The organism is Flammeovirga pectinis, from assembly GCF_003970675.1.
GTDB lineage: Bacteria > Bacteroidota > Bacteroidia > Cytophagales > Flammeovirgaceae > Flammeovirga > Flammeovirga pectinis.
On sequence record NZ_CP034562.1, the window covers coordinates 4527775 to 4553250 of the forward strand.

Consider the following 25476-nt stretch of genomic DNA (forward strand, 5'->3'; position numbering starts at 1 on the left):
TAGTACTTGAAAAGATTCTAGTGAAAACCAATGTTTTTTGTAAGAAATAGAGTGTTTTTTTACTCTTATTGGTCAAGGTATTCATTTTGATACTTTTATGCAACTTATCTATATTTTTATGTAATTAATATCATTATTGATCCCCTACATTTGTTCTATCGAAAATAAGAGATGTCAAAAATCTCATGATCTTTAATAAAATAATTATCACTTATGAAAACAATTTTTACAACGATTAAAGTCGTCTTATTATTTATTTTTGGAAGTAACATTAATTCGTTTGCTCAAGAAATATTACCTTTTCCAGAGAAAAAATCGAAGAGTAAAGCGGGGGTAAGTATGCAAAATTCTACATACATTAAGTCTACTCCAGAAAAGCATTTAAAAAAGGATGCTCCAAATATTTTAATTATATTAATTGATGACATAGGTGGTGGTACAACTACAACTTTTGGAGGAGAGATAAATACTCCAAACCTAACAAGAGTAGCAGATATGGGAGTTTCTTATAATAGGTTCCATACCACTGCAATGTGTTCTCCAACAAGAGCTTCGATATTAACGGGTAGAAACCATACTAAAGTTGGTAGCGGACAAGTGGCAGAATTTGCTAATAATTGGGATGGTTATTCTAGTATTATCCCTAAAGAATCTGCAGCAATGGCAGAAGTGCTAAAAGATTATGGCTATAATACAAGTGCTTTTGGTAAGTGGCATAACACTCCAGTAGATGAAACATCAAGTGTTGGCCCTTTTAACCACTGGCCAAACGCATATGGATTTGACTATTTTTACGGATTCTTAGGAGGAGAAGCAAACCAATACGAACCTCATTTAGTAAGAAATAACACTTATGTAGAACATCCTAAAACTTCTAGTGGACATGATTATTACCACTTAACAGAAGATTTAACAGATGATGCAATCAAGTGGTTAAGAGATCAACAATCTTTTGCACCAGATAAACCTTTCTTTATGTATTGGAGTCCAGGTGCTGTACATGGTCCTCATCATGTAACAAGAGAGTGGAGTAAAAAGTATGAAGGTAAATTTGATGACGGTTGGGATAATTACCGTAAAAGAGTTTTCAAAAGACAAAAAGAGATGGGTTGGATTCCTGGCAACTCAGTGTTAACAGAAAGAGATTCTACAATGCAGGGTTGGGACGATATTCCTGATGATCAAAGAGAATTCCAATCTCAATTAATGGAAGTTTTTGCAGGTTTTACAGAACATACAGATTACAATGTTGGTAGAATTATTGACGAACTAGAAGCTCAAGGTGAATTAGACAATACATTAATTTTCTATATCTGGGGCGATAACGGTTCTTCATCAGAAGGTCAGAAAGGAACAATTAGTGAGTTATTATCTTTAAACGGTATCAAGAGTAATGTCGAAGACCATATTAAAGCTTTAGATGAGCTAGGTGGTTTAGAAGTTTTAGGTACAGATAAAGTCCATAATATGTATCATGCAGGTTGGGCATGGGCAGGAAGTACACCCTATAAAGGTACAAAGTTAACAGCTTCTTACTTAGGTGGAACTCGTAATCCAATGGTTGTCGCTTGGCCTAAAGCAATTAAACACGATAGTATTCCTCACGCTCAATTCCATCATGTAAATGATATTGTCCCTACAGTTTATGATGTAGTGGGTATTGAAGCTCCTCAAGTAGTTAATGGTGTTACGCAAACAGAAATTGATGGAGTTAGTATGGCTTATTCATTTAATGATGCAAAAGCAGAAGGGACTTTAAAAACACAATTTTTCGATATTATGGGTAGTAGAAGTATTTACTCAGACGGGTGGATTGCGTGTACTTTTGGACCAAGAATCCCTTGGGTACAGGGTTTTCCAGCGGGTATTGAAAATTGGAGACCAGAAAATGATAAATGGGAACTTTACAACATTAACGAAGATTGGACAGAGTCTAATGATTTGGCTGCAGAATATCCTGAAAAGTTAGAAGAATTGAAAGAGTTATTTCTTGTAGAAGCAACAAAATATGATGATCTACCTATTGGTGGTGGTTTATGGTCAGTTATTTATCATCCAGAAGATTTACCAAGAACACCTTATAATGAGTGGCATTTTACAGGAAGAATGGAACGTATGCCAGAAGGTATTGCACCTAAATTAGGAAGAGCATCTAATACAGTAGAAATGGAGGTTGAAATGCCAAAAAATGCAAATGGTGTTTTATATGCACTAGGCGATTTTTCTGGAGGGTTAACTTGTTTTATGAAGAATGGCTATTTGTATTATGAGTATAATTTATTTGAGATCAAGAGATTTAGATTTAAATCTGCTCAGAAAATTAAACCTGGTAAAGTGAAATTAGAAGTTATATCAACAATGACTGCTAGAAAGGGAAATGCTCCATTAGATGTAGTAATCAAAATTAATGGTGAAGTAGTGACTAAAGGTCAAGTACCAACCACTGCTCCAGTAGGGTTTACAGGAAATGACTGTTTGGATTTAGGTACAGATTTAGGCAGCCCAGTATCAACAATGTATTATGATAAAGCTCCTTACAAATTTAATGGTGAAATAATCAAAACAAAGATATTTTACACTAAATAAGGAGAGTTTATACCCCGACTTAAAGACTACTTATTGGAGATCAATAAGTAGTCTTTTTTTTATTAAAACGTCTTTATTAAAAAAGATTCTAATTTGATATTTTTATGCAATAAATGAATAATTATATGCAATAAATATCAATTAAACTCTACTACCTTTGTATTGTTGGGTTAGTAAATAGCCTCTCTCACACAATTATAAATTACATTATTATGAAAAAGACAATTACATTAATTATCACATTAGTTATTTTAGTAGGAGGATATTTTGGTTACCATAAGTTTGTAAAACATATACCAAATGATGGAGAACATACAAAGCTTACAAGAGCAAATAATGTTTTAGACTCAAGATATTTAGAGGTATTAGTAGTTGGAGGAGATGCAATTACCAAAAAATTAACAGCCAATTGTTACAACACAACTTTATTAAATGGAGAGACAAAAGAAAATAGAGATTCTGCTCCTCAAAATTTAGTAGATCAATTAAATACAGACGACATTACTACACAATTTGATGCATTTTCTTCTTTTATCAACGGACCTAGAGTTTGGTGTTTAGATTGGATAGAAGTTCAGGCAGGGAAAGTGAGAGACTTTAATGGTTTACAAGCAAAATGGGTAGCAGCTTTAGAGTTGGATAACCCTACTAAATTTGCAAAAAGTAAGCCTCCTTATCAAGTATCGTCTATAGAAAGAAATACATCTTTTGGTATTAATAAAGGGACTGATATTTTTCTTTTAGTGGATCCAAAAGGAACAATCTGGCTAATGAAATCATATAGTTTAAAACTAGATTCAACAATGTCTAGAAGTAAATTACCAACGTTAATGGCCGAATTAAATTTACCAGAAGGATGGAAGTATAAAGTTGTTACCCTTCAAAAGGATATAGTATTAAAGCCACTTTCAGGAGTAGCTCAAATTATTGCTGATGATAAAGATAATGTTTATGATAGAACAGGTTTAGGTTATAGTAATTATAGCTTGTAAGTTTTTGTAAAATAAAAAGGAAGTAGTTGTTCTGCCGAATAACACTACTACTTTTAATTATTACAGAGAGACAAAATGGTTTTTTAGTAAAGTGTAAAAACCATTACATAGTGTAGACTAGGCATTATTAATATCTTTAATTTTGCTTAGTCTACTTTTTTATGATTAAGGCTTTCAAACTCTCTATTTTCTTTTTATTAAATCTATTCTAACTTTTAAAAGTAGATAATTTGATATTTTTATGCAATTTTAAGATAATTTCATACAATTAATACTAAAGAAACGTAGTTACCTTTGTATTGTTAGGTTAATAAATAGCCTCTCTCAAACACAATTATAAATTACATTACTATGAAAAAGACAATTACTTTAGTTATCACATTAGTTATTTTAGTAGGAGGATATTTTGGGTACCATAAGTTTGTAAAGCATATACCAAATGATGGTGAACACACAAAATTCGGTAGAGCAAATAATGTTTTAGATTCAAGATATTTAGAGGTATTAGTAGTTGGAGGAGATGCAATTACCAAAAAATTAATAGCCAATTGCTACAATACAACTTTATTAAATGGAGAGACAAAAGAAAATAGAGATTCTGCTCCTCAAAATTTAGTAGATCAATTAAATACAGACGACATTACTGCACTATTTGGTGCATTCTCTTCTTTTATCAATGGCCCTAGAGTTTGGTGTTTAGATTGGACAGAAGTTCAGGCAGGGAAGGTAAGAGACTTTAATGGTTTAAAAGCAAAATGGGTTGCAGCATTAGAATTAGATAACCCTACTAAATTTGCAAAAAGCAAGCCTCCTTATCAAGTATCATCTATAGAAAGAAATACATCTTTTGGTATTAATAAAGGGACAGATGTTTTTCTTTTAGTGGATCCAGAAGGTACAACTTGGTTAATGAAATCGTATAGCTTAAAATTAGATCCAACAATGTCTAGAAGTAAATTACCAGCATTAATGGCTGAATTAAATTTACCAGAAGGATGGAAATATAGAATTGTTACTCTTAAAAAAGATATCGTTTTAAAGCCTAAATCTGGAGTTGCACAAATTATTGCTGATGATAAAGATAATGTTTACGATAGAACAGGTGTAGATTATAGTAGTTACAACTTATAACGTTCTTGCTTTTAAAACAAGGCGTTTGAAAATAGTAATAAAAAGTAGATTAGGGTTATACTGCAAATATTACCTAGTCTACTTTTTTTTAATAATTACGAAAAGATGTAGCTTTGTATTAATATGATTACAATAGAAAACGAATGAGTATTCTATATCAATACAATGTCAATAACATTATGCAATTATTAGAAATCAAAAACCTTAACTCAACCCTACAAAATTCAATTATTGCTGTTTTTCGTTTGTCATTTTCTGATGCAGAAGGAAGTAAAGAAGGCGATACAATTGCAACATTTGTAGAAGATTTGTTATCTACTACAAAGCAAGATGAATCGCATGTTTTTATAGCTCAGAACGATAAAGAGATTACAGGAGCAATAGTATTTTCAAAATTTAAAACAGAAAATAATACTAATGCATTTATACTTTCGCCAGTTGCGGTAGTAACTAAATTTCAGGGGCAAAAAATTGGACAAAATTTAATTAATTTTGCTTTAGAAGTTTTAAAAAATAATGGGGTCGAAGTTGCTATAACGTATGGAGACCCAAATTTTTATTCTAAAGTAGGTTTTAAACAAATTACTGAAGATATTATTCAAGCACCACTCAAATTAAGTTTTCCTATTGGATGGTTAGCACAGTCGCTTACAAGTAATACTTTAGATGTAATTCCTGGAAAAACAGCCTGTGTACCTGCCTTAAACAAGCAAGAGCTTTGGTAGTTTTTTACTTCTAACATTTATATAAAATCAAAAAATCCGTTAGGATGATTATATTTCATCATAACAGATTTTATGCCGTTTTGCAGGTTAAAACTAAAGATTACTTTTTAAGAGATCATCTTTTAATGTCTGGTTAAAAGCATGGTTTCCAATAAATGTATTGAGCACTATTTTTTGAAATTCTTTTCCTTCTATTTCACTTTGATGCTCACCATTTCTAGAAATTAATATTTTGTTCTCTAAAAAAGTAATACGAATATGATCACCTATCTTAATCACCTCGTTAAAAGTGGCTAAGAATAGTTTTATTTGTACTTCATTTTCTTGTACTTTTCCTTTATTGGCTTCTTTAAAATAGCTCCTAAAGCGTTTATCAATAGAAATCAGATTTTGAGGAATTATACCTTCATATTTCTTGATATTATCAACCATATCATCAAGTTGTCCAGATTTAATATGATCCATATTTTTGTCGTGAACCTCCTTAATTTCTTTAATAGATTTATCCGATTGAAATTGATTCGAGGTAATAATTAACTCAATCATTTTCATATGATCATCGTAGATAATTTTGATAGGGTCGTCTGAGCGTTCGTAGAGATAAAGCCCGCAAACAAATAGTTTAGAAATACCTTCTGTATGCATTCCATGACCATTCAATTTAAGGTTTTCATATTCTATCGTAATAACGTTTGGAAATTCTACATTTTTAAAAAAGTTGACGTTATAGGTTTGTTCTTGAGAGTATACTGCTAGTGTATTTAATAGTATAACAATAGTGGTAATTAAATTTTTCATTACGAAAATTATGATAGTGTATAGATGTATATGTTTACTTTCTGAATACAGACCAATAAGATGATTTTAGCTTATTAATAATATTAATCATGTATTCGGTGCAATTATATGGGGTTTGCTCTCTATTTTTTGATGATGGTTATCACTAAAATGATTATTCAGTCAATTTTTGTGTCTCATTTGAAATTGTTATACAACAATTGAATGAATTTTAAAGGGGGAGGGAAGTGGACCATAATGATACAAAAAAGAGTGTACCCATTTGCTGGATACACTCTTAAATATAATAATGTGATTTAGAGAATTACTTTACCTCTAAAATATATCTTTCGTTTCTAGTTCCGCCAGTAAGCTTTTTAGCCACAGATCTAGATTTTTTAGTAAAAGGATTGTATTCTATTGTCTTACTAGCATCAGATGGGTCTTCTTCAGAAGTTGCATAGAATTGATCTTTTAATTTCTCAGAAAAGACCGTAGTAGAAAGACCTAACCAATAAGCAGAATTATTGTCTTCAACATTTTTTAATTCTTCTAAATCTTGTACGGTAGGTCTAGATAAAGAATATGTCTTTCCTTTAATATCTACATCTACATTCCCTTTTTTCCAATCTATTGTTGAGGTAGCATTTGTTATCTGAACAACCTTTCCTGTCTGATTAGCAGTATTTGAACTGAATACTAAAAATTGAGCATAGGTATTTCCATCTATTCCATAAGTTTTACCAATTGTATACTTATCAATAGTTTCAAAAGTAGATACCTCAGAAGTATATGTTTTACCATCTGCAAATGTGGCAACGTATCTTAAGTAATATTTTGATGCAGGATCTAATTTGTCAATTTGAAGTAGTAATCCAGACTTACCATCTTTAATTTCGCTATTAAGATCCTTGTTTACCGATACAGAAAAGTCAGATTTTTTAGAATATTCTACAATGAATTTAGAAGGCTTTTCTCCAATAAAAATTGACTCCGCGATGAGTACTAAAGAAGTATTATTCGCTACTAATGAAGTATTCTCTACTTTTACTTTTCTCTGCTCTTTATTAATTGTTGGAGAAACAGTATATGCTACTTCTTTACCATAATGTTGTTTACCATTAATATCTGTAATAACCGCACTAACATAATACTTTGTTTCTTTTCCTAATGGAATAGAATAATCATGCTTTCTAGTCGCAGCTAAAGAAATTAGTTCATTATAATGTTTAGTTCCTTCTTCTCTTAATTTTTGATTAATAGAAACATAAAATTCAGCTTTTTTCACACCCTTTGTTAATGGCTTAATTACTTCTGTAGCAAGCTCAATAGATATACCTGTCAGCTTTAATTTAAATTCTACAGCATTAACTGCCATATATTCATCAACGTTAATTGTAATGTCTGATTTGTTATCAGCAGTACTTTTATCATCAGCTATTGTAATAATGTTATCTGGTTTTGGCTCATTATCTTTGTTACAAGACAAAAGTGCTAAAAGAAGACCGAATGATGTGATGTATTTGTTTATTTTCATGGTGAGAGAATTTTATGATAAGTTATAATCAGGTTGTTCTAAATTATGTTTCAAAATAAAGACAACTAGATAGTTAGCGAGGACATGTATTATTTTAATATTTACTTAGAATGATAGTTTGTTAAGTTTTGTTGTCAAATGAGGTGTGAAATGTAGTTTTAGAAGCAATTAGAAAATACTATGCATTATCTTGGGTAGATTATAAATTGATTGACAAACGGAAGAAAGAATGAAGAAGGAATTCCTATTTTACCTATTGATTACGTTATATATACTGAGTGGGTGTTCTAAAGATAAATCACCTACAGAGGAAAAAGAGCCACAGAATTTCTACTTTGGGGCAGATCTTTCTTATGTAAATCAATTACTTGATAAAGGGGCTACCTACAAATTGAACGGAGCGGTAACAGATCCATATTCAATTTTCGCAAATAAAGGTACAAACCTAGTAAGGTTTCGTATGTGGAATAATCCTTTATGGACAAAAGAATTGTACGGAGCGGATGGAACACAGATGTATAATGATTTATACGATGTTACTACTGGTATGCAGAAAGCAAAAGAGAACGGTATGGAGGTATTGTTAGATTTGCACTATTCTGATACGTGGGCAGACCCTGGAAAACAACATGTTCCAAAGGCTTGGGAAAACATCACTACTTTAGCAGTTTTAAAAGACTCTGTATTTAACTACACATTAGCGACACTTAACTACCTGAAATCTCAGGAATTGACCCCAGAAATGATTCAAATTGGTAACGAAACTAATTGTGGAATGATGTATACAGATGCTCTTCCCTCTTTTCCGAAATGTAACGTATGCGATGAGAATTGGTCAAATTATAAATCTGTTGTAAACAGTGCTATTTCTGCAGTAAAACAATTTAATACAGCAAATGGGGTAACAATAAAAACGATGCTTCATGTAGCAGATATTAAAAATGTAGATTGGTGGTACGAGAACGTAACGACTGGAGCAGATGCTGTAAATTTTGATATTATTGGTATTTCTTATTACCCTTTATGGCACAAGACAATCCCTTTTGCAGACGTGGGGAAAAGTGTTGGAAATTTTAAGACAAAGTTTAATAAAGAGGTAATAATTGTAGAAGTTGCTTACCCATGGACATCCGAAGGTAATGATACTATGCCGAATCTTTTTGGAACAGAAGCACCTCTCAGTGGCTATCCTTTTACAGTAGAAGGTCATTTAAAATTGATGACGGATTTAACAAGCGATTTACAAAATGCAGGTGCATTGGGTGTAGTCTATTGGGAACCAGCTTGGATTGCATATCCGATAAAAACATTGTGGGGTACGGGCTCATCTTGGGAGAACTGTACTTTCTTTGATTACAACAACAATGCTTCTTCTAGTTTTGATTATATGAAAGTGGAATATTGAAGACTTTGATATATAATCTAGTTTAACCAGTAGGATTATTTGGTTTTAAAAAAGCTCGCATTTATACATAACGTTGTTAAATGTGAGCTTTTTTATATTATTAGATATCAATTATTTTGATATGGCTACGGAGTCTTTTCCTAAAGCAGTAACAGTTCCGTCATTGGTAAAAGAATCTATTACTCCTTGAATATCTAAAGAGGTTACATTATCTCCAAGCGTCTCAATTCCATTCTGAAGAATTAGCTCTTTTAAATGACCACCTTTTACAATACTAACACCATCGGCAGGAATATGAACAATTTTCCCTAACACCAAAGAATCTCCAGCATTACCTTTAGTCACTATTTTATTTTTAACTTCAATTTTACCTACAGGTTTTGAAATTTGAATACCGACAGACCCGTCACCATTTGTAATGATTTCATTAAAAAAGGCATCATCAATAGTACCATCATATTGATTAAACCCTCTAGCCCCAAGTCCAAAAGTTTCTATACTTTCTAAAGAGCTAAATTTCTTGACATAGCCAAAGTTTACAAACCCAATGCCACTAGGACCGTAAGAAGTAAGGTTTTTGTGCGCAGTCCAATGCATTACATCACCCCAATTATCAAGAACCATGTCGTTAACACCGTACGTTACAACCTCTCCATAATTGTCTATTTTCTCTGCATTTACTCCCTCAAGAATAAAGAAACCACCCGTAATTCTATCAGGTAAGCCAAAAGGCAGCATCCCATTAGAATAAATAGCTTCAGAAGAAATTTCGTTTACATTTACCTTCCCACCAGTAGGGCTATATCCACTAACAAAAATGCCGCTTCCTAAAACGGGAGCATTCTTTCTGCCAATACTAATATTTTTTACCGTAGCAATAATATTACTTTCTGGGTTTGGGTTAAAATTATAAATAGTAAATGCACCTTGGTATACTACAACACCCATTTTCTGAGGAATTTCCACCTGATTTCTACTGTCAGCACTAACAATATCAATGTTAACAGCAAAGATATGTGTAAGGGTTGTTGTTGCTCTAGTAAGCAATTGTACTTGTCCTGTAACAGTTAAATTACTCAGTCTTAATTCCCCTAAATCTTTATCAGTTCCAGCAATATAAATTGCACGTTTATCTTGAGGAGCCTGAATTGTAATATTTTCAATTGTATTATCTTTTGTCATTCCAATACCATCAGAATTTCCAAAACTTAGTACACCTAAACCATTATCTGTTCCTTTAAGAGTAATACCTTCTGGCAATACGATACTATTAGGAGAATAGATTGATGCAGTAATTTCAATTTCTTTAGATGAACGAGCGTTGATAACTTCTAATAAAGAAGCGAGTGTATTTACTTTCATGATATTTTTGTTTAGATGTTGAGTAAGGAAACGATGTTACTTATTGGCATTACGTACAGATAATAACTGATTATTATCAAAATCTGATTAAAAGATAAAAAAGATCGCTTCTTAAAAGTGCGAATTCATATAGTTCAAAATTTGATGTTAATGTACCTGTATTTTACCTACTAAAAACCTGTTAATCAGTATATATACATAAAATAAATAATAATTATATGACAGCATCGACTTTAGGATTCCTTTTAGGGATATTGGTATTTTGTCCGTTAGTAGGATATGCGGCACAAAAGAAAGGTAGAAATCCATTTGGGTGGGGAATTTCAGCATTTTTCTTCAGTCCATTAGTAGTTTACCTTATTTTATTACTTGTAGGTAGAAGAGCAGTTTAAATATAAAGTGAATTTTTAAGATACAATCCCTTGGTGTTGAATGATACACTGAGGGTTTTTTTTATGGAAAATCTATAAAATGTATCAATAACCGTATCATTTCATTACAAAATGATCAAAAACGAACAAAAACTTTAATACTAAAACTCAAAAACTTTATTTAAATGAATGATAATCAATTGGTTATGTATTTATGGTTTAATTGTGGAATACTAATTAAGTAACAAATTAATTATCTCATAAAATTTAAAAAATCATGAAAACTATTATTTCATCAGCATTTATCTCGTTATTTATCTTATTGTCTTCATTCTCTCCAATCACAATAGAAGAAGATTCACCTAACAGCGAAAAAGTTAGCCTTTTAGTAAAAATGGTAAACGATGCCGATAAGCAAGATTGGAAAGTTTTAAATAAAGCTGCTCAGTTTTGTATTAACTGGAATGCCGATTTAGAATTAGCTAAAGAGTGGATAGATAAATCAATTGCAATTTCTGATAATGCTCAAGCATACGAAGTATTAGGAGATTATCATTTAAGAAAAGGTGATATTTATAACGCATATAAAAATTACGCAATCGCTTTAGAAAAAGGGATGTTTACTTTATCGAAAACAGAATTAGAAAGTATTCAGAGAAAGAACTTAGTTTTCGGTAGAAAATTAATAGAGGAATCAAAAAAATAGAAATAGAAATATAGGTTTAAATTTTAATAAAGAGGGTCTTTTTAGGCTCTCTTTTTTTTGTTTTAAATTCAGAAAATAATTTGATAAATTGTTGGTAATTAGATTTTTGACTTAAAAACTACAACAACTGATTATGGAAAACGAAGAAATTTTAATGAAACTACCAACTTTTCACCATCCAAAAGAAATAGAGGAGCTATACATGTATTTTAATGATTATGGCTTAAAAAGAGTAGAACAACTTTTAGAGTTACCTAAAGAGACACTTACAGAAGATTTAAAAAAAGGAATTGAAGATTCCATCACACGTTTTGGTTATTTTACTGAATTAAATTTAGATGGAAATGGAATAGGAATTGTTTATCATGGCCTACAGATTTTAGCAGAAATAGCTCCTGAATCATCGCAAGAAATTCTTATTAAAGTATTTAGTCAACCTAAAGATTACCTCGATTTTTATCTTGATTATGAAATTGTTGATCTTTATACTGTTTGCTACAAAATAGTAGGAAACAACTTATCTCTAGCAAAGTCTTATTTACTTTCACCCATAATCACTTCATTTGCAAAAGCTGCAATGGTAAAAGGTATTTGTGCAATTGCAGTTCACGAACCTGAACGTAGACAAGAAGTATTATCTTTTATAGATGAACTGCTTGAAGTGTACATTACATCAACAAATGAAGCAGTAGTAGATTCAAGTCTTAATGCAATGCTTCTTGATGAAATAAAATATGCTAACCTACATGAATTAGCTCCTTACATTCAAAAACTTTATAAAGCCAACAGAATTGATGAGGAATTTTGTGGGTCTTATAACGAGTATATGAAAAATTCTGAAGGTTTTTGCATCAATAATGACAACTTTAAGGTAAAGTCTCTTTTAGATACTTATAAAGCATTTGAGCCAAATGAGCCATCAACTTCTAGGGATGATTATACTTTTGAATTTGACGAAAGTTATAGAAAAGAATTTCTTTCTACAGAATATGACAGTATTAGAACAGAACCTAAAGTGGGAAGAAATGACCCTTGCTCTTGTGGTAGTGGAAAAAAATACAAGAAGTGTTGTATGTAAAATTAGGTGAAGTGTATGTACAATGTCATTCTGATTGTAAAAAGGAACATCCAATATCAAGAGCCCAGGTTTTAATACTTAGGCTCGTGATACATACAGGTAGATGGACTAAATTCACTTAAAAAAACATGAAAAAGGTTCTGTCGCAATGATCGAGTATTATCTCAAAAATGCTTTAATTTGAATAATGAATACTTCCCCAATCTCTTTTAAAGGTCAACGTTCTCCACTATACTTAATAAAATGACAGAAATTGAAGAAGAGAAAAGCTCTTTGAATCAATGCGACAAAACCCTATTTTCAATTGAAAATCTAAAAACAGAGCAGTAAAATAGAATTTTGACATTACTATTATCAAATAGCTGTTTAAAGTACCTTTAATCCACATTGCATAACCATCAATTTACATTTACGTCATTTTTAGCTTTCGTTGTTCACACTTTTCATCATTTAGTAACATAGAGTGCACTTAAAATAATACGTTTAGTAATCTATTGTAGATGTAAGGTTCATATGCTAAAAATACCTTTGTGGTGTTCATTAGTATTATCAATCTATTAATCGTATTTCAAAAAAAAACAACTAAAATGAGCAGACTATTACTTTCTTTTATAGTGCTATTTTTTTTAGCGCAAAATGTTATAGCACAGTCTACTACATCAGTATCTGGTTATATTATAGACGAAGATAACCTCTCTTTGGCTGGTGCTTCAGTTTATTTTAAAGGACTGGAAAACAGAGGAACTATTTCTGCATCAGACGGAAAGTTTTTACTTGTAAATTTACCTGCAGGAGACTATCAATTGCATATTTCTTACTTGGGTTTTGAGACTTTTGAGAAAAATGTGGAATTAATTGAAGGGCAGAATTTAGACCTTGGTAACATCATTTTAAAAGGGAATTTTATTTTAGGTGATGAGGTGGTTATCTTAGGGAGCACTCAAAGGGGGCAAGCAAAGTCTTTGTCACAACAAAAGAATAGTGGGAATATTATTAACGTGATCTCGTCAGATCAGGTAGGTAAGTTTCCGGATGCAAATATTGGTGATGCCATGAAACGTGTGCCCGGTATAACTATGCAATACGATATGGGTGAGGCACGCTTCGGCTTAATTAGAGGTACACCTGCGGAGCTTTCTTCTGTAACTATTAACGGAGAACGAGTTCCTTCTGCAGAAGGTGAAACGAGAGCTGTACAGCTTGATCTTATTCCTGCAGATATGATTCAATCTATTGAAGTATCTAAGGCAGTAACTCCAGATATGGATGCTGATGCAATTGGAGGTTCTGCAAATTTAGTTTTACGTTCTGCACCTGTAGATACACGTATATCAGGAACGTTAGGTGTTGGTTACAATGCTTTATCAGAAGAGCCTGTTTATAATGGAGGTATCGTAATTGGTGACCGTTTATTTAATGATAAGCTGGGAATTATTGTTTCTGGTTCGTATCAGAATAACCAATTAGGTGCACACAACTATGAAGCAGAATGGAGTAAAAATGAGGAGAAGCAAAACGAATTGTATCCAGAAGCTTTTGAAATTAGAAAGTATGATGTACAACGTGTTCGCCAGTCGGTTTCTGCTAATTTAGATTATAAATTAGGGAACAACTCAAAGATTTTCTTTACATCAATGTATAATCATAGAGATGATAGAGAAAACAGGTTCAAATTAAAATATGATGATATTGAGTATGATGCTGAGAGTGGAACTTATACATCAAAATTAAAAAGAGAAACGAAAGGTGGGACCAATGGCAAACCAAATGATTCAAGAAGATTGGAACGTCAACAAGCATACAATTTTACACTTGGCGGAGATCACCTAATTAAGAACCTAGTGAAGTTAACATGGTCGGGAACACTAGCAAAAGCATCAGAAGAAAGACCAAATGAACGCTATAGTGTTTGGGAGCAGAAAGGAGTAACGATCATGAATGATCCTACAGATACAAGAACACCAAACATTAATGCCTACGGTGCTGAATATGATTATGCAAACTTCGAATTTAAGGAATATACGGAGGAGTTTCAGTACACCGAAGAAATGGATAAAAATGCTCGTCTTGATTTAGAAATCCCATTAAATGAATCAAAAAATAAGAGTATTTTAAAAGTGGGTGGTCGTTATAGAGGAAAAGAAAAAATGCGTAACAACTCTTTTATAGAATACGATTATGCAGATGGTTTTAATGGACCTCAAACACTTGCAGAGACAGAAATGTCTAACGAGACACCAAACAATTGGATGGCTGGAAATTACAATGTGGGTAACTTTCAATCAAAGAATCAGTTAGGAGCCTACAATTTTACAAATACATCTCAGTTTGTTGGGGAAGATAAACCAGACGAATATTTGGCTGGAAATTATAAAGCTAACGAACATATTTCTGCCGGATATGCAATGATTAAACAATCTATCGGAACAGAATGGTTGTTTATTGCAGGAGTGAGAGTAGAAAATACGCGTGTTAATTATACTGGTAATAAAGTAGTATTTGATGAAAATGGAGAGTACGATCCGTCTACATCAGGAATTACCCAAGGCGAGAATAATTACACAAACATACTACCGAGTATGCATGTTCGATATAACTTATCAGAAAATTCTATTTTACGTTTTGCTTATACAAACACATTGGCTAGACCTAGATATTATGATCTAGTTCCTTATCAACAAATAAATAGAGAAGACAATGAGATTGCGGTAGGTAACCCAGAATTGAAGGCAACAGTGGCTCAGAATTTCGATTTAATGTTTGAGCATTACATGAGTAACCTTGGGCTAGTATCAGGTGGAGTGTATTACAAAAGCATGAGTAACTTTATCTATGATTTTTACGAAAGAGATGTAGAGGTAAATGGCAATGTTTATGATCTTTACAAACAAGCTAGAAATGGAGATAATGCTTATTTATATGGGGTGGAAATCGCTTTTCAGCGTCAGTTAGATTTCTTACCAGGAGTATTAAAGAACTTAAGTTTTTACGGTAATTATACATACAGTGTATCTGAAATGAGCGGTTTTGATAGTGAGAATGGTGAAGGAAGATCGGAAACTACACCATTGCCAGGAACAGTTCCACATACATTCAATACCTCTTTATCTTATGGAACAGACAAGCTATCGGTTAGAGTATCGTTCCACTACACAAGCTCATATATTGATGAGCTAGGAGATGAAGCATTCTACGACAGATATTATGATAATCAGATGTTCTTAGATGCAAATGCGTCTTACTTTATTAACGATAAATTTAGTGTATTTGCAGAGGCCAACAATTTGTTAAATACACCATTAAGATATTACCAAGGTGCATCTGATTTAACAATGCAAGCAGAGTATTATGGACCAAGATATAACCTTGGTTTAAAATTCGACCTAATGAAATAATTAAACCTAAAATTATAATTTATATGAAACTATTCAACACAACTTTAGGACTTCTTTTAGTATTGATTTCTTGTTCTACCGTTCCACATACAGAACAGCAAGAAAAGGTAAAAAACGATACAGGTGATTTGTATCTAGGTACAAAGCAATCTTATACAGCACCAGAAAAAGGTATTGAACTCCCAAACGGGTATGATGTACAATTTGTAAGTTTGCTTGCAAGACACGGTTCTCGCTACATGGGTGGCCCAGATGAGGATATTGCTTTAGGGAATCTTTTTGAAGATGCGAAGGTAAATAACGGGCTAACAGAAGAGGGCGTAAAGCTATTTAATGAAATCAATGCATTAAAATTATTACAGGCAGGTAACTATGGTTTACTTACTCCAAAAGGTGAACGAGAGCATTTAGAATTAGGAAAAAGAATGCATACTTTATCTCCTAAATTTTTTGATGAAGCTACACTAATGGTGGGTAATGCTACTTACAAACCTCGTACACAAGCCTCTCGTTCTTTCTTTGAAATTGGCTTAAATAGAAAAGAGAATATCCAATGGGAAAACCATGATTTTAAAAAAGGACAAGACCCTTTATTACGTTATCATAAAATTACTCCTGCGTACACTGCCTATTTAGATTCTGCACTTTGGATGCCGCAAATAGAACGTGAATTAAACAGTACGGCTTACTTATTATTAGTAGATAGAATTGTCCGTAAATATTTCACACCTGCTTATTTAAAAGCATTTAAAGAAGAGCATAAAGTGTTTTTAGATGGCGAAGGCAAAGAAACCATAATGTCCTTTTCTGACATTCCTTTGTGTATTTACGACTGTTACAAAATTTCTAAGGCAATAGCTTTGGATATTCGTCCTAACTTTCAAAATGTATTTTTAGATGCAGAATTATCTCAAATGGAATACATAGGTGATATCGAAGCATTTTATGAGAAGGGGCCTGGTTTTAAAGATAGATCGGCAAGTTATATCAATGCAATTGCTTTGTTATCAAAAATTACGCTTGAGTTAGAAACGGCAATTAACGGTAAACAAAACAAGCAAGGATATCTAAATTTTGCACATGCAGAAACCACTTTACCTCTTGTTGTTTTACTTGATATCAATAATGTACAAGTACATCAAAATCAATTAAAAAAAGGTTCTTGGAAAACCTCTAAATGGGCAGCAATGGCCAATAATATACAATGGTTTGTTTTGGAAAAAGAAGGAGAGAAATATATTCATATCCGTTTTAACGAACAACCTGCAACCTTACCAATTCAGTCTATTGAGTTAGGTACATATTCTTGGGAAGCCTACAAACAGTACATAAATAAAATAACCCAATCTGTACATATGGATTACCATAATCAGGAATATAGACAGATGTTACAAGCGTTATAAGTAACTATTGAATAGAGTAGAATGCTTCTATAATTGTGCTGATTATGGAGCATGAATTTAAGTAAAATTCCGTGTTAGGCCATCTCATATTTTATGGGGTGGCCTTTTTTTATTCAATAATGATACGCTATAAATGGAGATTGTTAATAACTATAACCCAAAATGGCCAAACAAAAAAAATGATTGTCTTATAATCGAATATCTATTACTACGATAATCTCTTAATTGGTTGATTATCATTACTATGTTTTAATTTAAAAGAATATTTATGGCACTTCATGACAACACTTTAAATTATATAAATCAGACCTTTTCTAGGTACAATAATGATTATTCTTCTGCTTATGATAACCTTCCTAATAACTTTTATGATTTAAATGTTGACAATCAGTTGGTATGGTTGTCAGATCATGATTACGGACACATTCTACCTCAGTCATTATTTCCTGATAAGTTAGCTGAAATTGCTGCCGAAAATCACACTTCGGTAGAATTGCTTTTAGCTATGCAAGATATAACAGATACAATAGATAGTGTAGATATTCCTCTTGGTTTAGATATTTCAGACATCAATTCATCGATAGAATATATTAATATTTCAGATGCTTCTGATACTGTTTTGAGTGGTATTGATATTACAGATTCTTTAGAAATTGTAGATGGTTTAGATGTTGTAGATGTTTTTAATATACTTGGTGTAACGTCTATTTTATCTATTGGATTAAGAGTTTATAACGATGACTCTAATAATCACTTTACACGAAAAATAGGAAAAGCAGCCTATCAATCTGTAACGATTCCTGTTAGAATGGTTTATAATTTAACAGATTATATTTTTGATATTTCTGGTAAAAGGAAAAGAGAAAAAGAAGACCAAGAAAGAAAAGAGAGACAGGTTGTATCTTATAATCACTCGTTAGACATTTTAAATGAAGAAATTGCTTGTTCTAACAAAATTTTTAAGAAGAACCAAAGAATGAACAAAGCCAAAATGATTCTATTGAATTTGAAATTGCAGAATTACCTAAAACTTTGCAAACAGTATCATTCTAAAATAGATTTAAACATTGTACGTGCATTCGGAGTACTTATTAAACAGGTGTCTTCGTTGTTCAATAATGCAAATGAAGAATTATCACAATTTAATATTGAAATTAAAAAACTAAAGAATCTTTTTGCCGTAGGTCCTTCTGAGTTTAACAGTTACAGAGCAAAATGTGTGATGGATAAACTTACAGTACATACAGTGAAAATAGAAACCTATTCTAAAAAGGTATATAAAGTTGATACAGATAGTGTTGACGCTCAAATAAAGGCAACTTTATCCTATCAGTTGGATAAAATATTTACAGAAATGAGAAAAGAATTACAAGACTTTAAATTAGTGAAACAGGTAAATTACTTGTATGCTTAATCTTTTTTAGAAGTATAATTATTTTTATGTTATAGTTTTGGCTCTTTTTTCAGAATGATAGTCCTCATTTAAAAAAGCTGTCGGTGAAGTTCCAAAGCAATTTTTAAATGACTTATTAAAAGTGATATAATTATCAAACCCAACTTTATAGGCAATTTCTTTTAATGAGTAATTTGATGATTTAATCAGTTTCTTAGCAGCTTCTATTCGCAATTCTGTAATTGTATTTTTAGGTGATGAGTTTTTAACCTTTTTGTAATTTTTTAAAAGACTTGATATACTCATATTGAATTTTTTTGCTAAAAAAACATTAGTAATATTTCTATGGTAATTCTTGATAATAAATGCATGTACATCATGAATAACCATATGACTTGATTTTTGATTTTTGTCTTCATTTCTAAACTCCTGTAACCCATTCACCAATTTTATATAGCAAATATCTGTAGGGATACTTTGAAGTAAATCGTATAAACAAGTAGAAACTAAATCAAAAGAATGTATTATTATCCTAGAGTAAAATAACTGATTTGTGAAATCTGAATTTATTTTATTACCATGTATTGAAGTGTGAAAGTTTATCATATTATTGAAGATTAGGCTTGCGTTTTGACATGGGAAAACTTTCTTATTATGGTACCCTTGCTTCTTTATATTTTGATGAATAAATTGATAAACAATATTGCTTTTTTTTGTTCTACAAATATCTTCTTGATCTTTTAAATAAGAAATAACGATTATTTTATAAATGCCATTACTAAGTTTTGTATCAACCCTGTTTGGACATTTTTGGTTATCAATAAAAAAGTATTCTTCTACCTCTGATACAATAAAAATTAAACTGTAAGGATATTTTACTCCTAGCTTTAAAAATAAATTAAAATTGATCGATATTTTCTTTTCTATTTTAGCATCAACTATTGCTATTGTACCATTTAAGCTATGTTCTTTTTCATAATAAGTGATGTTGAAACATTGGTTTTCCTTTGTTATAACTTCATTGATAATATCTAATGTATGATATTCCATGTTTGGGGTTAGTTTACATGAGAATACTAAATTGTTTTTGAATGAACAAGTTAGTTTCTGTTTGGGTCTTATAATTGTTTTTGGGTACGCACATTGATGAATAACACAACTATTAAAAGTAGAAATGAGTTCATTTTTTCTTGTGAGTTAAATACAGACCTAGTTACATATTAATTGTGAGTATTTGATTTTAATTATTTTTAACAAATGTTATTGCGTTCTATTTTTACTTTTTTTTATATGAAAAGGCTGTTTTTTTATAACATTAAATAATATTTGTAAGCATACATTTGCGTTCGTTATTAATAACTCATCTATAATTTATTAACACTCAACTATCATTAATCAATACTTGAGTAAAAAACTTAATCTATCTCTTTTAATATTATGATCCATCAATCTTTTACATGTACCGAAAGTACGCGGAAATGCATCGATTTATTTATGGAAAATTACCTTAGCAAAGGTAATTTCTCTCCATTTGATGTAAGTGTATTTCTTAATGAAGTACTTCCTTCTACTATTTTATCTGACCTTAAAAAAGTAGGAGTAGGTGTTAAGTCTGTAACTATTCATTCTCTATTTTCTTCTAAGAACCCAAAAGTGGGTTTGTTAATTCATGAAGCAATATCAAGGTTTTTATGTGATTTAGAAGATATAAAATATCCATATGAAGAACATAAATTTTTATACCCTAAAGGTGATGGAGTTAATGTAGCAGAATGGGGAAATGGATATGGAGTTATATCACCTCATTCAGATGATTTATATGAAACCATTGATACAGATTTATTATCACTGACTGTATCTAAAGATGAAACAAAAAGCTCTACAATTATTTATGATATTGATCAGGTCCTAAATAATTTCCCTGCTGATTATCTCACAGATCTATTGAATATGGAGTTTAATTATATCTCTGGTAAAAATGTCAATGGTAGAGTAATCACTAAAAAAAGAACTTTCAGAGAGTATAAAAATAACATGAGTTATTATAATATTGATCTTAGAAAGGAAGCCGAATTAGGGAACAGAATGTACCCAGTAGATAAAGGGAATAATTATTTGGTTGATGAATTAAGAATTGCATTAGAAAAAACAGCTCCACTTTATAGTAAAGGGAAGACTGGTACTTTTATCGTTATTAGTAATCGAGAGGTACTACATGGCAGGGGGCAATTACCCAAAGAAGATAATACAGAAAGATTACTATTTAGATCGAAAGGGAGTAAATATTTAACACCTCAAGTTGAAAAAGAACTGACTCTAGAAAATCAATATTAGTCAACTAATCATACTAAACTACAAACAATATATTCAACTAATTATTTTATTAAATGATTAAAGTATTCAATTCTGTTTTACCAATCATAATCTTACTTGTAATAGGGTATTTGTGTAGACAGAAATTTATTAAAGATAAATCTTTCTGGAGTAATATCAATAAGTTGATTTACTACATCATGTTTCCAACATTGATGGTTTATTCTATTAGTAAATCAAATTTTTCTGAAATAGACCTAAGTTTTATTCCAATTTTAGTGCTAATAATATTGGGTATTATGGGGGTGATATGGCTTTTAAAACCTTTCTTTAAAAATGAACGGTTTTGGGTAGTATTTATTCAAGGTGCAGTGCGGTATAATAGTTACGTTTTTATTGTTGTTACATTACTGTATGTAAATACCGAAGTAATGCCTATAATTGCCTTAATTACAGCATTTTTAGTCATGACAACCAATATTGTTAGTGTATTTATCTTGAGTAAATATTCTGAAAATAAATTAAGTCTTTTACAAACAATTAAATCTACGATTACTAACCCATTAGTATTCTCTTGTTTTCTTGGACTTTTTGTAAATTATATTGCTACTATTTTCCCAGGAATATTAAAGATTGTATGGTTAAATAGTACCTTAAATTATATTGGAAAAGCATCACTTACACTTAGCTTAATAAGCGTAGGAGCATCTATTAATCTTCAAGTTTTTAAAGAAAACTTTTACGGCATACTTGGGTGCTCATTTATTAAATTATTATTACTTCCTTTAATTGTAGTATCAATATTATCATATTTTGAGTTTAGCCCAGTGTTAATTCTTGTCTGTATGATTTATGCAGGTTCTCCATGCTCATCTAATGCGACTGCAATGACAGAAACAATGGGAGGAGATCATGAATCAATGAGTTTAATAATTAGTACGCAAACAGTACTTTCTGTATTTAGTCTTACTTTATTACTTTATTGCTATTCAATTTACTTTGGAACAATTCAGTTATAGATAAAATAGAATTTCATTAAGAGTATTAGAATAAAATAGATAGTATTCTAATACTCTTTTTTTTAAAATGAAACTAGACGAACGTATATAATAACTTAAATTGTCCTTTTCTGACTTCTTATATAATTACATCGTGTAAATTGTTATCAGAAGGTTTATTTAATAAAAAACTTAGTAAATTCATTAGTACTAATTGTAGTATATGAATTGTTAAACTTAATAACCCTAATAACTATTTCTTGATATGAAAATTTTGAATCTCTTTGCACTATTGTGTTTTCTTACAATCTTTTCTTGCTCAAAAGACGATGATGAACCTTCTACAGATGTTGGAGGACCTACTACTGATATTGATTTAGAAGATCGATATTCTTCCGTTGAAGTAGACTTATCAGACCAACCCAAAACACTAGAAAATTTACTTGGGAGTGATCTATATTCAAAACCAACTTCTCCATATGGGGTAAAAGCAATTGTAGACTTTATGTTAACCGATAACCCAGAAGAAATTGATGTATTCTGGAGGTCATCCTCTGATGATAAGCACCTAACAAGAGTAAATATAACTACAGGTGGTATTGTCTCAACAATAAATTTACCTTCTGAAGTCCAAAGTGGAAGGCATCTTGGAATAGCATCAATAGGTTCTAACAAATACCTAATGGGGTACTCTAAAGATAATGCCCACGGAAATGAAAATTATGAAGCATGGTATACTGCTTTTGATAACAATGGAACAGTTGATTTTAGTAAGCGCGTTTTTGGTGATACCGATAAAACAGTTACTTGGTCTAAAGGTGATGCAGGCGGTGCAGGAAATGGTATTATTGCCTATAATGCAACACAAAATGTGGCATCAATATTTTTAGCACATGAAATGTTATGGGATAAAGGTCCAGATGATAGACACCAAGCAGGGTGGAAAGGTTTTATTGATATTGCTACTAAAGATACTATCAGTAATAATGGAAAAATGGTAGGGAATTCTTGGTATTATTCTCATAACTTCGATCAAAGAACTATTGCTCACACAGACAATAATTTTTATTCACTTTCTCATGGTGATACTTACGATAGAGCATTAGCAATAACAAAATGGTCGTCTTCAGCAGGTAAAGAATTAGAAAGTCATTACCATAAAATTCAGTTTGGAAAGGATGGTAATAACGAAACAAAAGCATCTACTGGTGATATTTGTGAATTACCAGATGGTAATTTAGCTGTAGTTTTCTCTACTGTAGATGAAAGAAATAGTAAAGATTTACAGTTGCAAATTATAAAAAAATCTGATTTGAAAACTACACAACAGCAATGGATAACAGGATATAATGCTGCTGATGGTCTAGTAGGTTGGGGGTCTAAAGTAGTTGCTTATGGAGACGATAAAATTCTTGTTGGTTATAACACTTTTAAAGGTACAGAAGGTGCTGGATGGAATGATTATAATTTAAATTTGAGCGATTCATATTCTACAATTGCTCTTACAGATTACAATGGAAACTTATTAGCAACTCATGATTTTGATGACATGTTCATGTTCCCAACGCAATCTTTTAAAGCAACAACAGATAATTCTAAAATCATAGCGGTATCTGCAGAAGAGGGATCAAAATTAAAAATTCATCTTATTAGTGTAGAATAATACTATTTAAAAGCAGTATAATAAGGGGTAAAGAAAGTGTAATAGATTGCATTTCCTTTACCCTTTTTCTGTAGTGTTCATTTTTAAATATGCCCTTGGAGAACTTCCAAATTCTTTTTTAAAACTTCGTGAAAAATGCGGTAAATCTGAAAACCCAAGATGATAAGCAATTTCCTTTGGGCCCATTTCTTTAGAAACCAATAAATCTCTTCCTCTATATACTCTATGCTTCTGATAGTATTGATTTACACTACAGCCAAAAATTATTGGGAAATTTACCTCTAAGTCAGCGGTGCTAATACCAAATATTTCTGATAAGTCTTCTGAATTAAATTTTTGATCTATGTTTTCTATAATATGATTTTGAATACTGATAATTATAGGTAACATTTCTTTTGGTAACGCAGCCATTTGTTGTGATAACAATGGGTTATTCTGTCTATCAATATATTCCAAAGCCATATAAAATAACGACTTCAATAAGTTTTTTTGTGTAGCATATTTATAGGAACTTAGGTAATTAAACGTTTGATGAATTGTATTTCTAGTCATACTCAAATCATGGTGTTCATCAAAGAATTTGAAATTTAGATTTTGAAAAAAAGAAGAATACAAGGCAGGGCTTTTCTCTTTTATGCATTCTTTAGAGCAAAGAAAGGTAATATGATGTGACTTTTGTTCTTCATCATTAAAGTTGATATCAATATCAAAATCAGCGTTCATTACCAAAAAGCCTTGACTGTTATTAATCTTATACTCTTGTTGATCAGTTTTAAAAAGGAGTCCTTTAGTAAAGAAAATGATAATAAAATCGACATTGTAGTCCTCCGAAAAAACAAGTGTTTCTTTCCCTTGCTCTTTCATCTCATCAATATTAAAAATAATACTGTTTAAGCCATCAAATAAATGATGAAAATAGAGTTCTCCTCTCTCTAATAGAAGCAGTGTTTCATCTTTCAATTCCCCTTTAAAAATTCGACCTAATGTGTTTTTGTGTTCTTGAAAAGTAGAGATTTGGTTTTTCATATCAGTAAAAATAAAAGATTCAACTATTGCCTTTTTTTGTTCAACTAAAGTTGGGGGTCATACAATACCTTTGTAATTGTTCGGTAATCAAAATGGTTACTTAATTAATTCAATCTAAAAAAAATAATATTATGAATTCTAAATTTTGGAAAATATTCTTAAGAGTTGCAGGTATAGTTACATTATTAGGACCATTACCTTCTATGTTAGCTCCAATACAAGGAACACTACTTACATTAAAAATAGACCTTACAGATTTACCTGCTTTAGTGCCTGTAATAGGACATTGGGGAATAATGATAGTGGGGATTGGTGTATTAATCTACCTATCTGCAGCAAATACAGCATTGCGTAAAACAACATTAATTTATGCAACTTTAGAAAAAATATATATGGTTTCTGGTGGAGCTTGGTTAATGATGACCGCTCCAGAATTTGGGGTAAACTTTATCCCAGTAATGATAGCAGATAGCCTTCAAGTTATTGGCTTTATAATTTATTTTATTCAGCAATACAGAACATTAGGTAGAATTAGTTAGAGAGTAATTTTTTATAAACACTTCAAGATTTTCTTGGGGTGTTTTATACTACCCTTTTTACAAAAACTATTTATAA

Annotated in this window: 20 protein-coding genes; 15 read left to right on the plus strand and 5 right to left on the minus strand. The window is 31.2% G+C overall.

Annotated features, from left to right (window positions below):
* The first annotated feature begins 213 nt into the window (after nucleotides 1-213).
* The 4 genes from EI427_RS17900 (at nucleotide 214) to EI427_RS17915 (ending at nucleotide 5434) form a co-directional block, all read left to right on the plus strand.
* Nucleotides 214-2586, plus strand: a complete 2373-nt coding sequence (locus EI427_RS17900; RefSeq protein ID WP_126617325.1) for an arylsulfatase — start codon at nucleotides 214-216, stop codon at nucleotides 2584-2586.
* A gap of 212 nt (nucleotides 2587-2798) precedes the next feature.
* Nucleotides 2799-3578, plus strand: a complete 780-nt coding sequence (locus EI427_RS17905) for a hypothetical protein (RefSeq protein WP_126617327.1) — start codon at nucleotides 2799-2801, stop codon at nucleotides 3576-3578.
* Between the two features lie 351 nt (nucleotides 3579-3929).
* On the plus strand, nucleotides 3930-4709 hold the full coding sequence (locus EI427_RS17910; RefSeq protein WP_126617329.1) for a hypothetical protein: 780 nt from the start codon (nucleotides 3930-3932) through the stop codon (nucleotides 4707-4709).
* 143 nt (nucleotides 4710-4852) lie between these two features.
* Nucleotides 4853-5434, plus strand: coding sequence for a GNAT family N-acetyltransferase (locus EI427_RS17915; protein ID WP_205727876.1), 582 nt, complete (start codon nucleotides 4853-4855; stop codon nucleotides 5432-5434).
* Nucleotides 5435-5527: 93 nt separating this feature from the next.
* Here EI427_RS17915 and EI427_RS17920 read toward each other — a convergent pair whose 3' ends face one another.
* Nucleotides 5528-6232: a chalcone isomerase family protein gene (locus tag EI427_RS17920; RefSeq protein ID WP_126617331.1), complete on the minus strand. Its 705-nt coding sequence runs from the start codon at nucleotides 6230-6232 to the stop codon at nucleotides 5528-5530.
* A 304-nt stretch (nucleotides 6233-6536) separates the two neighbouring features.
* Entirely contained in the window at nucleotides 6537-7748 is a 1212-nt protein-coding gene (locus EI427_RS17925; RefSeq protein ID WP_126617333.1) for a hypothetical protein, read from the minus strand.
* A 229-nt stretch (nucleotides 7749-7977) separates the two neighbouring features.
* Between EI427_RS17925 and EI427_RS17930 the strand changes: the two genes are divergently transcribed.
* Complete coding sequence (locus EI427_RS17930) at nucleotides 7978-9153, plus strand: glycoside hydrolase family 53 protein (protein ID WP_126617335.1); 1176 nt, start codon at nucleotides 7978-7980, stop codon at nucleotides 9151-9153.
* 111 nt (nucleotides 9154-9264) lie between these two features.
* On the opposite strand, the gene EI427_RS17935 is transcribed toward EI427_RS17930, so the two are convergent.
* Nucleotides 9265-10515, minus strand: a complete 1251-nt coding sequence (locus tag EI427_RS17935; RefSeq protein ID WP_126617337.1) for a hypothetical protein — start codon at nucleotides 10513-10515, stop codon at nucleotides 9265-9267.
* A 218-nt stretch (nucleotides 10516-10733) separates the two neighbouring features.
* Here EI427_RS17935 and EI427_RS25945 point away from each other — a divergent pair, with 218 nt between their 5' ends.
* The 6 genes from EI427_RS25945 (at nucleotide 10734) to EI427_RS17960 (ending at nucleotide 18882) form a co-directional block, all read left to right on the plus strand.
* The gene (locus EI427_RS25945) at nucleotides 10734-10907 is read left to right on the plus strand and encodes a hypothetical protein (RefSeq protein WP_155523301.1); all 174 of its coding nucleotides are present in this window, start codon (nucleotides 10734-10736) and stop codon (nucleotides 10905-10907) included.
* 256 nt (nucleotides 10908-11163) lie between these two features.
* The gene (locus EI427_RS17940; RefSeq protein WP_126617339.1) at nucleotides 11164-11592 is read left to right on the plus strand and encodes a hypothetical protein; all 429 of its coding nucleotides are present in this window, start codon (nucleotides 11164-11166) and stop codon (nucleotides 11590-11592) included.
* A 133-nt stretch (nucleotides 11593-11725) separates the two neighbouring features.
* Nucleotides 11726-12670: a DUF1186 domain-containing protein gene (locus EI427_RS17945; protein ID WP_126617341.1), complete on the plus strand. Its 945-nt coding sequence runs from the start codon at nucleotides 11726-11728 to the stop codon at nucleotides 12668-12670.
* Between the two features lie 587 nt (nucleotides 12671-13257).
* Entirely contained in the window at nucleotides 13258-16065 is a 2808-nt protein-coding gene (locus tag EI427_RS17950) for a TonB-dependent receptor (RefSeq protein WP_126617343.1), read from the plus strand.
* A gap of 23 nt (nucleotides 16066-16088) precedes the next feature.
* Entirely contained in the window at nucleotides 16089-17468 is a 1380-nt protein-coding gene (locus EI427_RS17955; protein ID WP_126617345.1) for a histidine-type phosphatase, read from the plus strand.
* A gap of 268 nt (nucleotides 17469-17736) precedes the next feature.
* A complete protein-coding gene (locus EI427_RS17960; RefSeq protein WP_126617347.1) occupies nucleotides 17737-18882 on the plus strand; it encodes a hypothetical protein in 1146 nt (381 codons plus the stop codon).
* A 24-nt stretch (nucleotides 18883-18906) separates the two neighbouring features.
* On the opposite strand, the gene EI427_RS17965 is transcribed toward EI427_RS17960, so the two are convergent.
* Entirely contained in the window at nucleotides 18907-19911 is a 1005-nt protein-coding gene (locus EI427_RS17965) for a helix-turn-helix domain-containing protein (RefSeq protein ID WP_126617349.1), read from the minus strand.
* A 444-nt stretch (nucleotides 19912-20355) separates the two neighbouring features.
* Here EI427_RS17965 and EI427_RS17970 point away from each other — a divergent pair, with 444 nt between their 5' ends.
* From EI427_RS17970 to EI427_RS17980, 3 genes are all read left to right on the plus strand, one after another.
* Nucleotides 20356-21195: a carbon starvation induced protein CsiD gene (locus EI427_RS17970; RefSeq protein ID WP_170178537.1), complete on the plus strand. Its 840-nt coding sequence runs from the start codon at nucleotides 20356-20358 to the stop codon at nucleotides 21193-21195.
* Between the two features lie 53 nt (nucleotides 21196-21248).
* The gene (locus EI427_RS17975; RefSeq protein ID WP_126617353.1) at nucleotides 21249-22193 is read left to right on the plus strand and encodes an AEC family transporter; all 945 of its coding nucleotides are present in this window, start codon (nucleotides 21249-21251) and stop codon (nucleotides 22191-22193) included.
* 244 nt (nucleotides 22194-22437) lie between these two features.
* On the plus strand, nucleotides 22438-23835 hold the full coding sequence (locus tag EI427_RS17980; protein WP_126617355.1) for a hypothetical protein: 1398 nt from the start codon (nucleotides 22438-22440) through the stop codon (nucleotides 23833-23835).
* 57 nt (nucleotides 23836-23892) lie between these two features.
* Here the strand turns inward: EI427_RS17980 and EI427_RS17985 are convergent, their stop codons facing one another.
* Nucleotides 23893-24861: a helix-turn-helix domain-containing protein gene (locus EI427_RS17985; protein ID WP_126617357.1), complete on the minus strand. Its 969-nt coding sequence runs from the start codon at nucleotides 24859-24861 to the stop codon at nucleotides 23893-23895.
* Between the two features lie 131 nt (nucleotides 24862-24992).
* On the opposite strand from EI427_RS17985, the gene EI427_RS17990 reads away from it, so the two are divergent.
* Nucleotides 24993-25400: a hypothetical protein gene (locus tag EI427_RS17990; RefSeq protein ID WP_126617359.1), complete on the plus strand. Its 408-nt coding sequence runs from the start codon at nucleotides 24993-24995 to the stop codon at nucleotides 25398-25400.
* The last annotated feature ends 76 nt before the right edge of the window (nucleotides 25401-25476 follow it).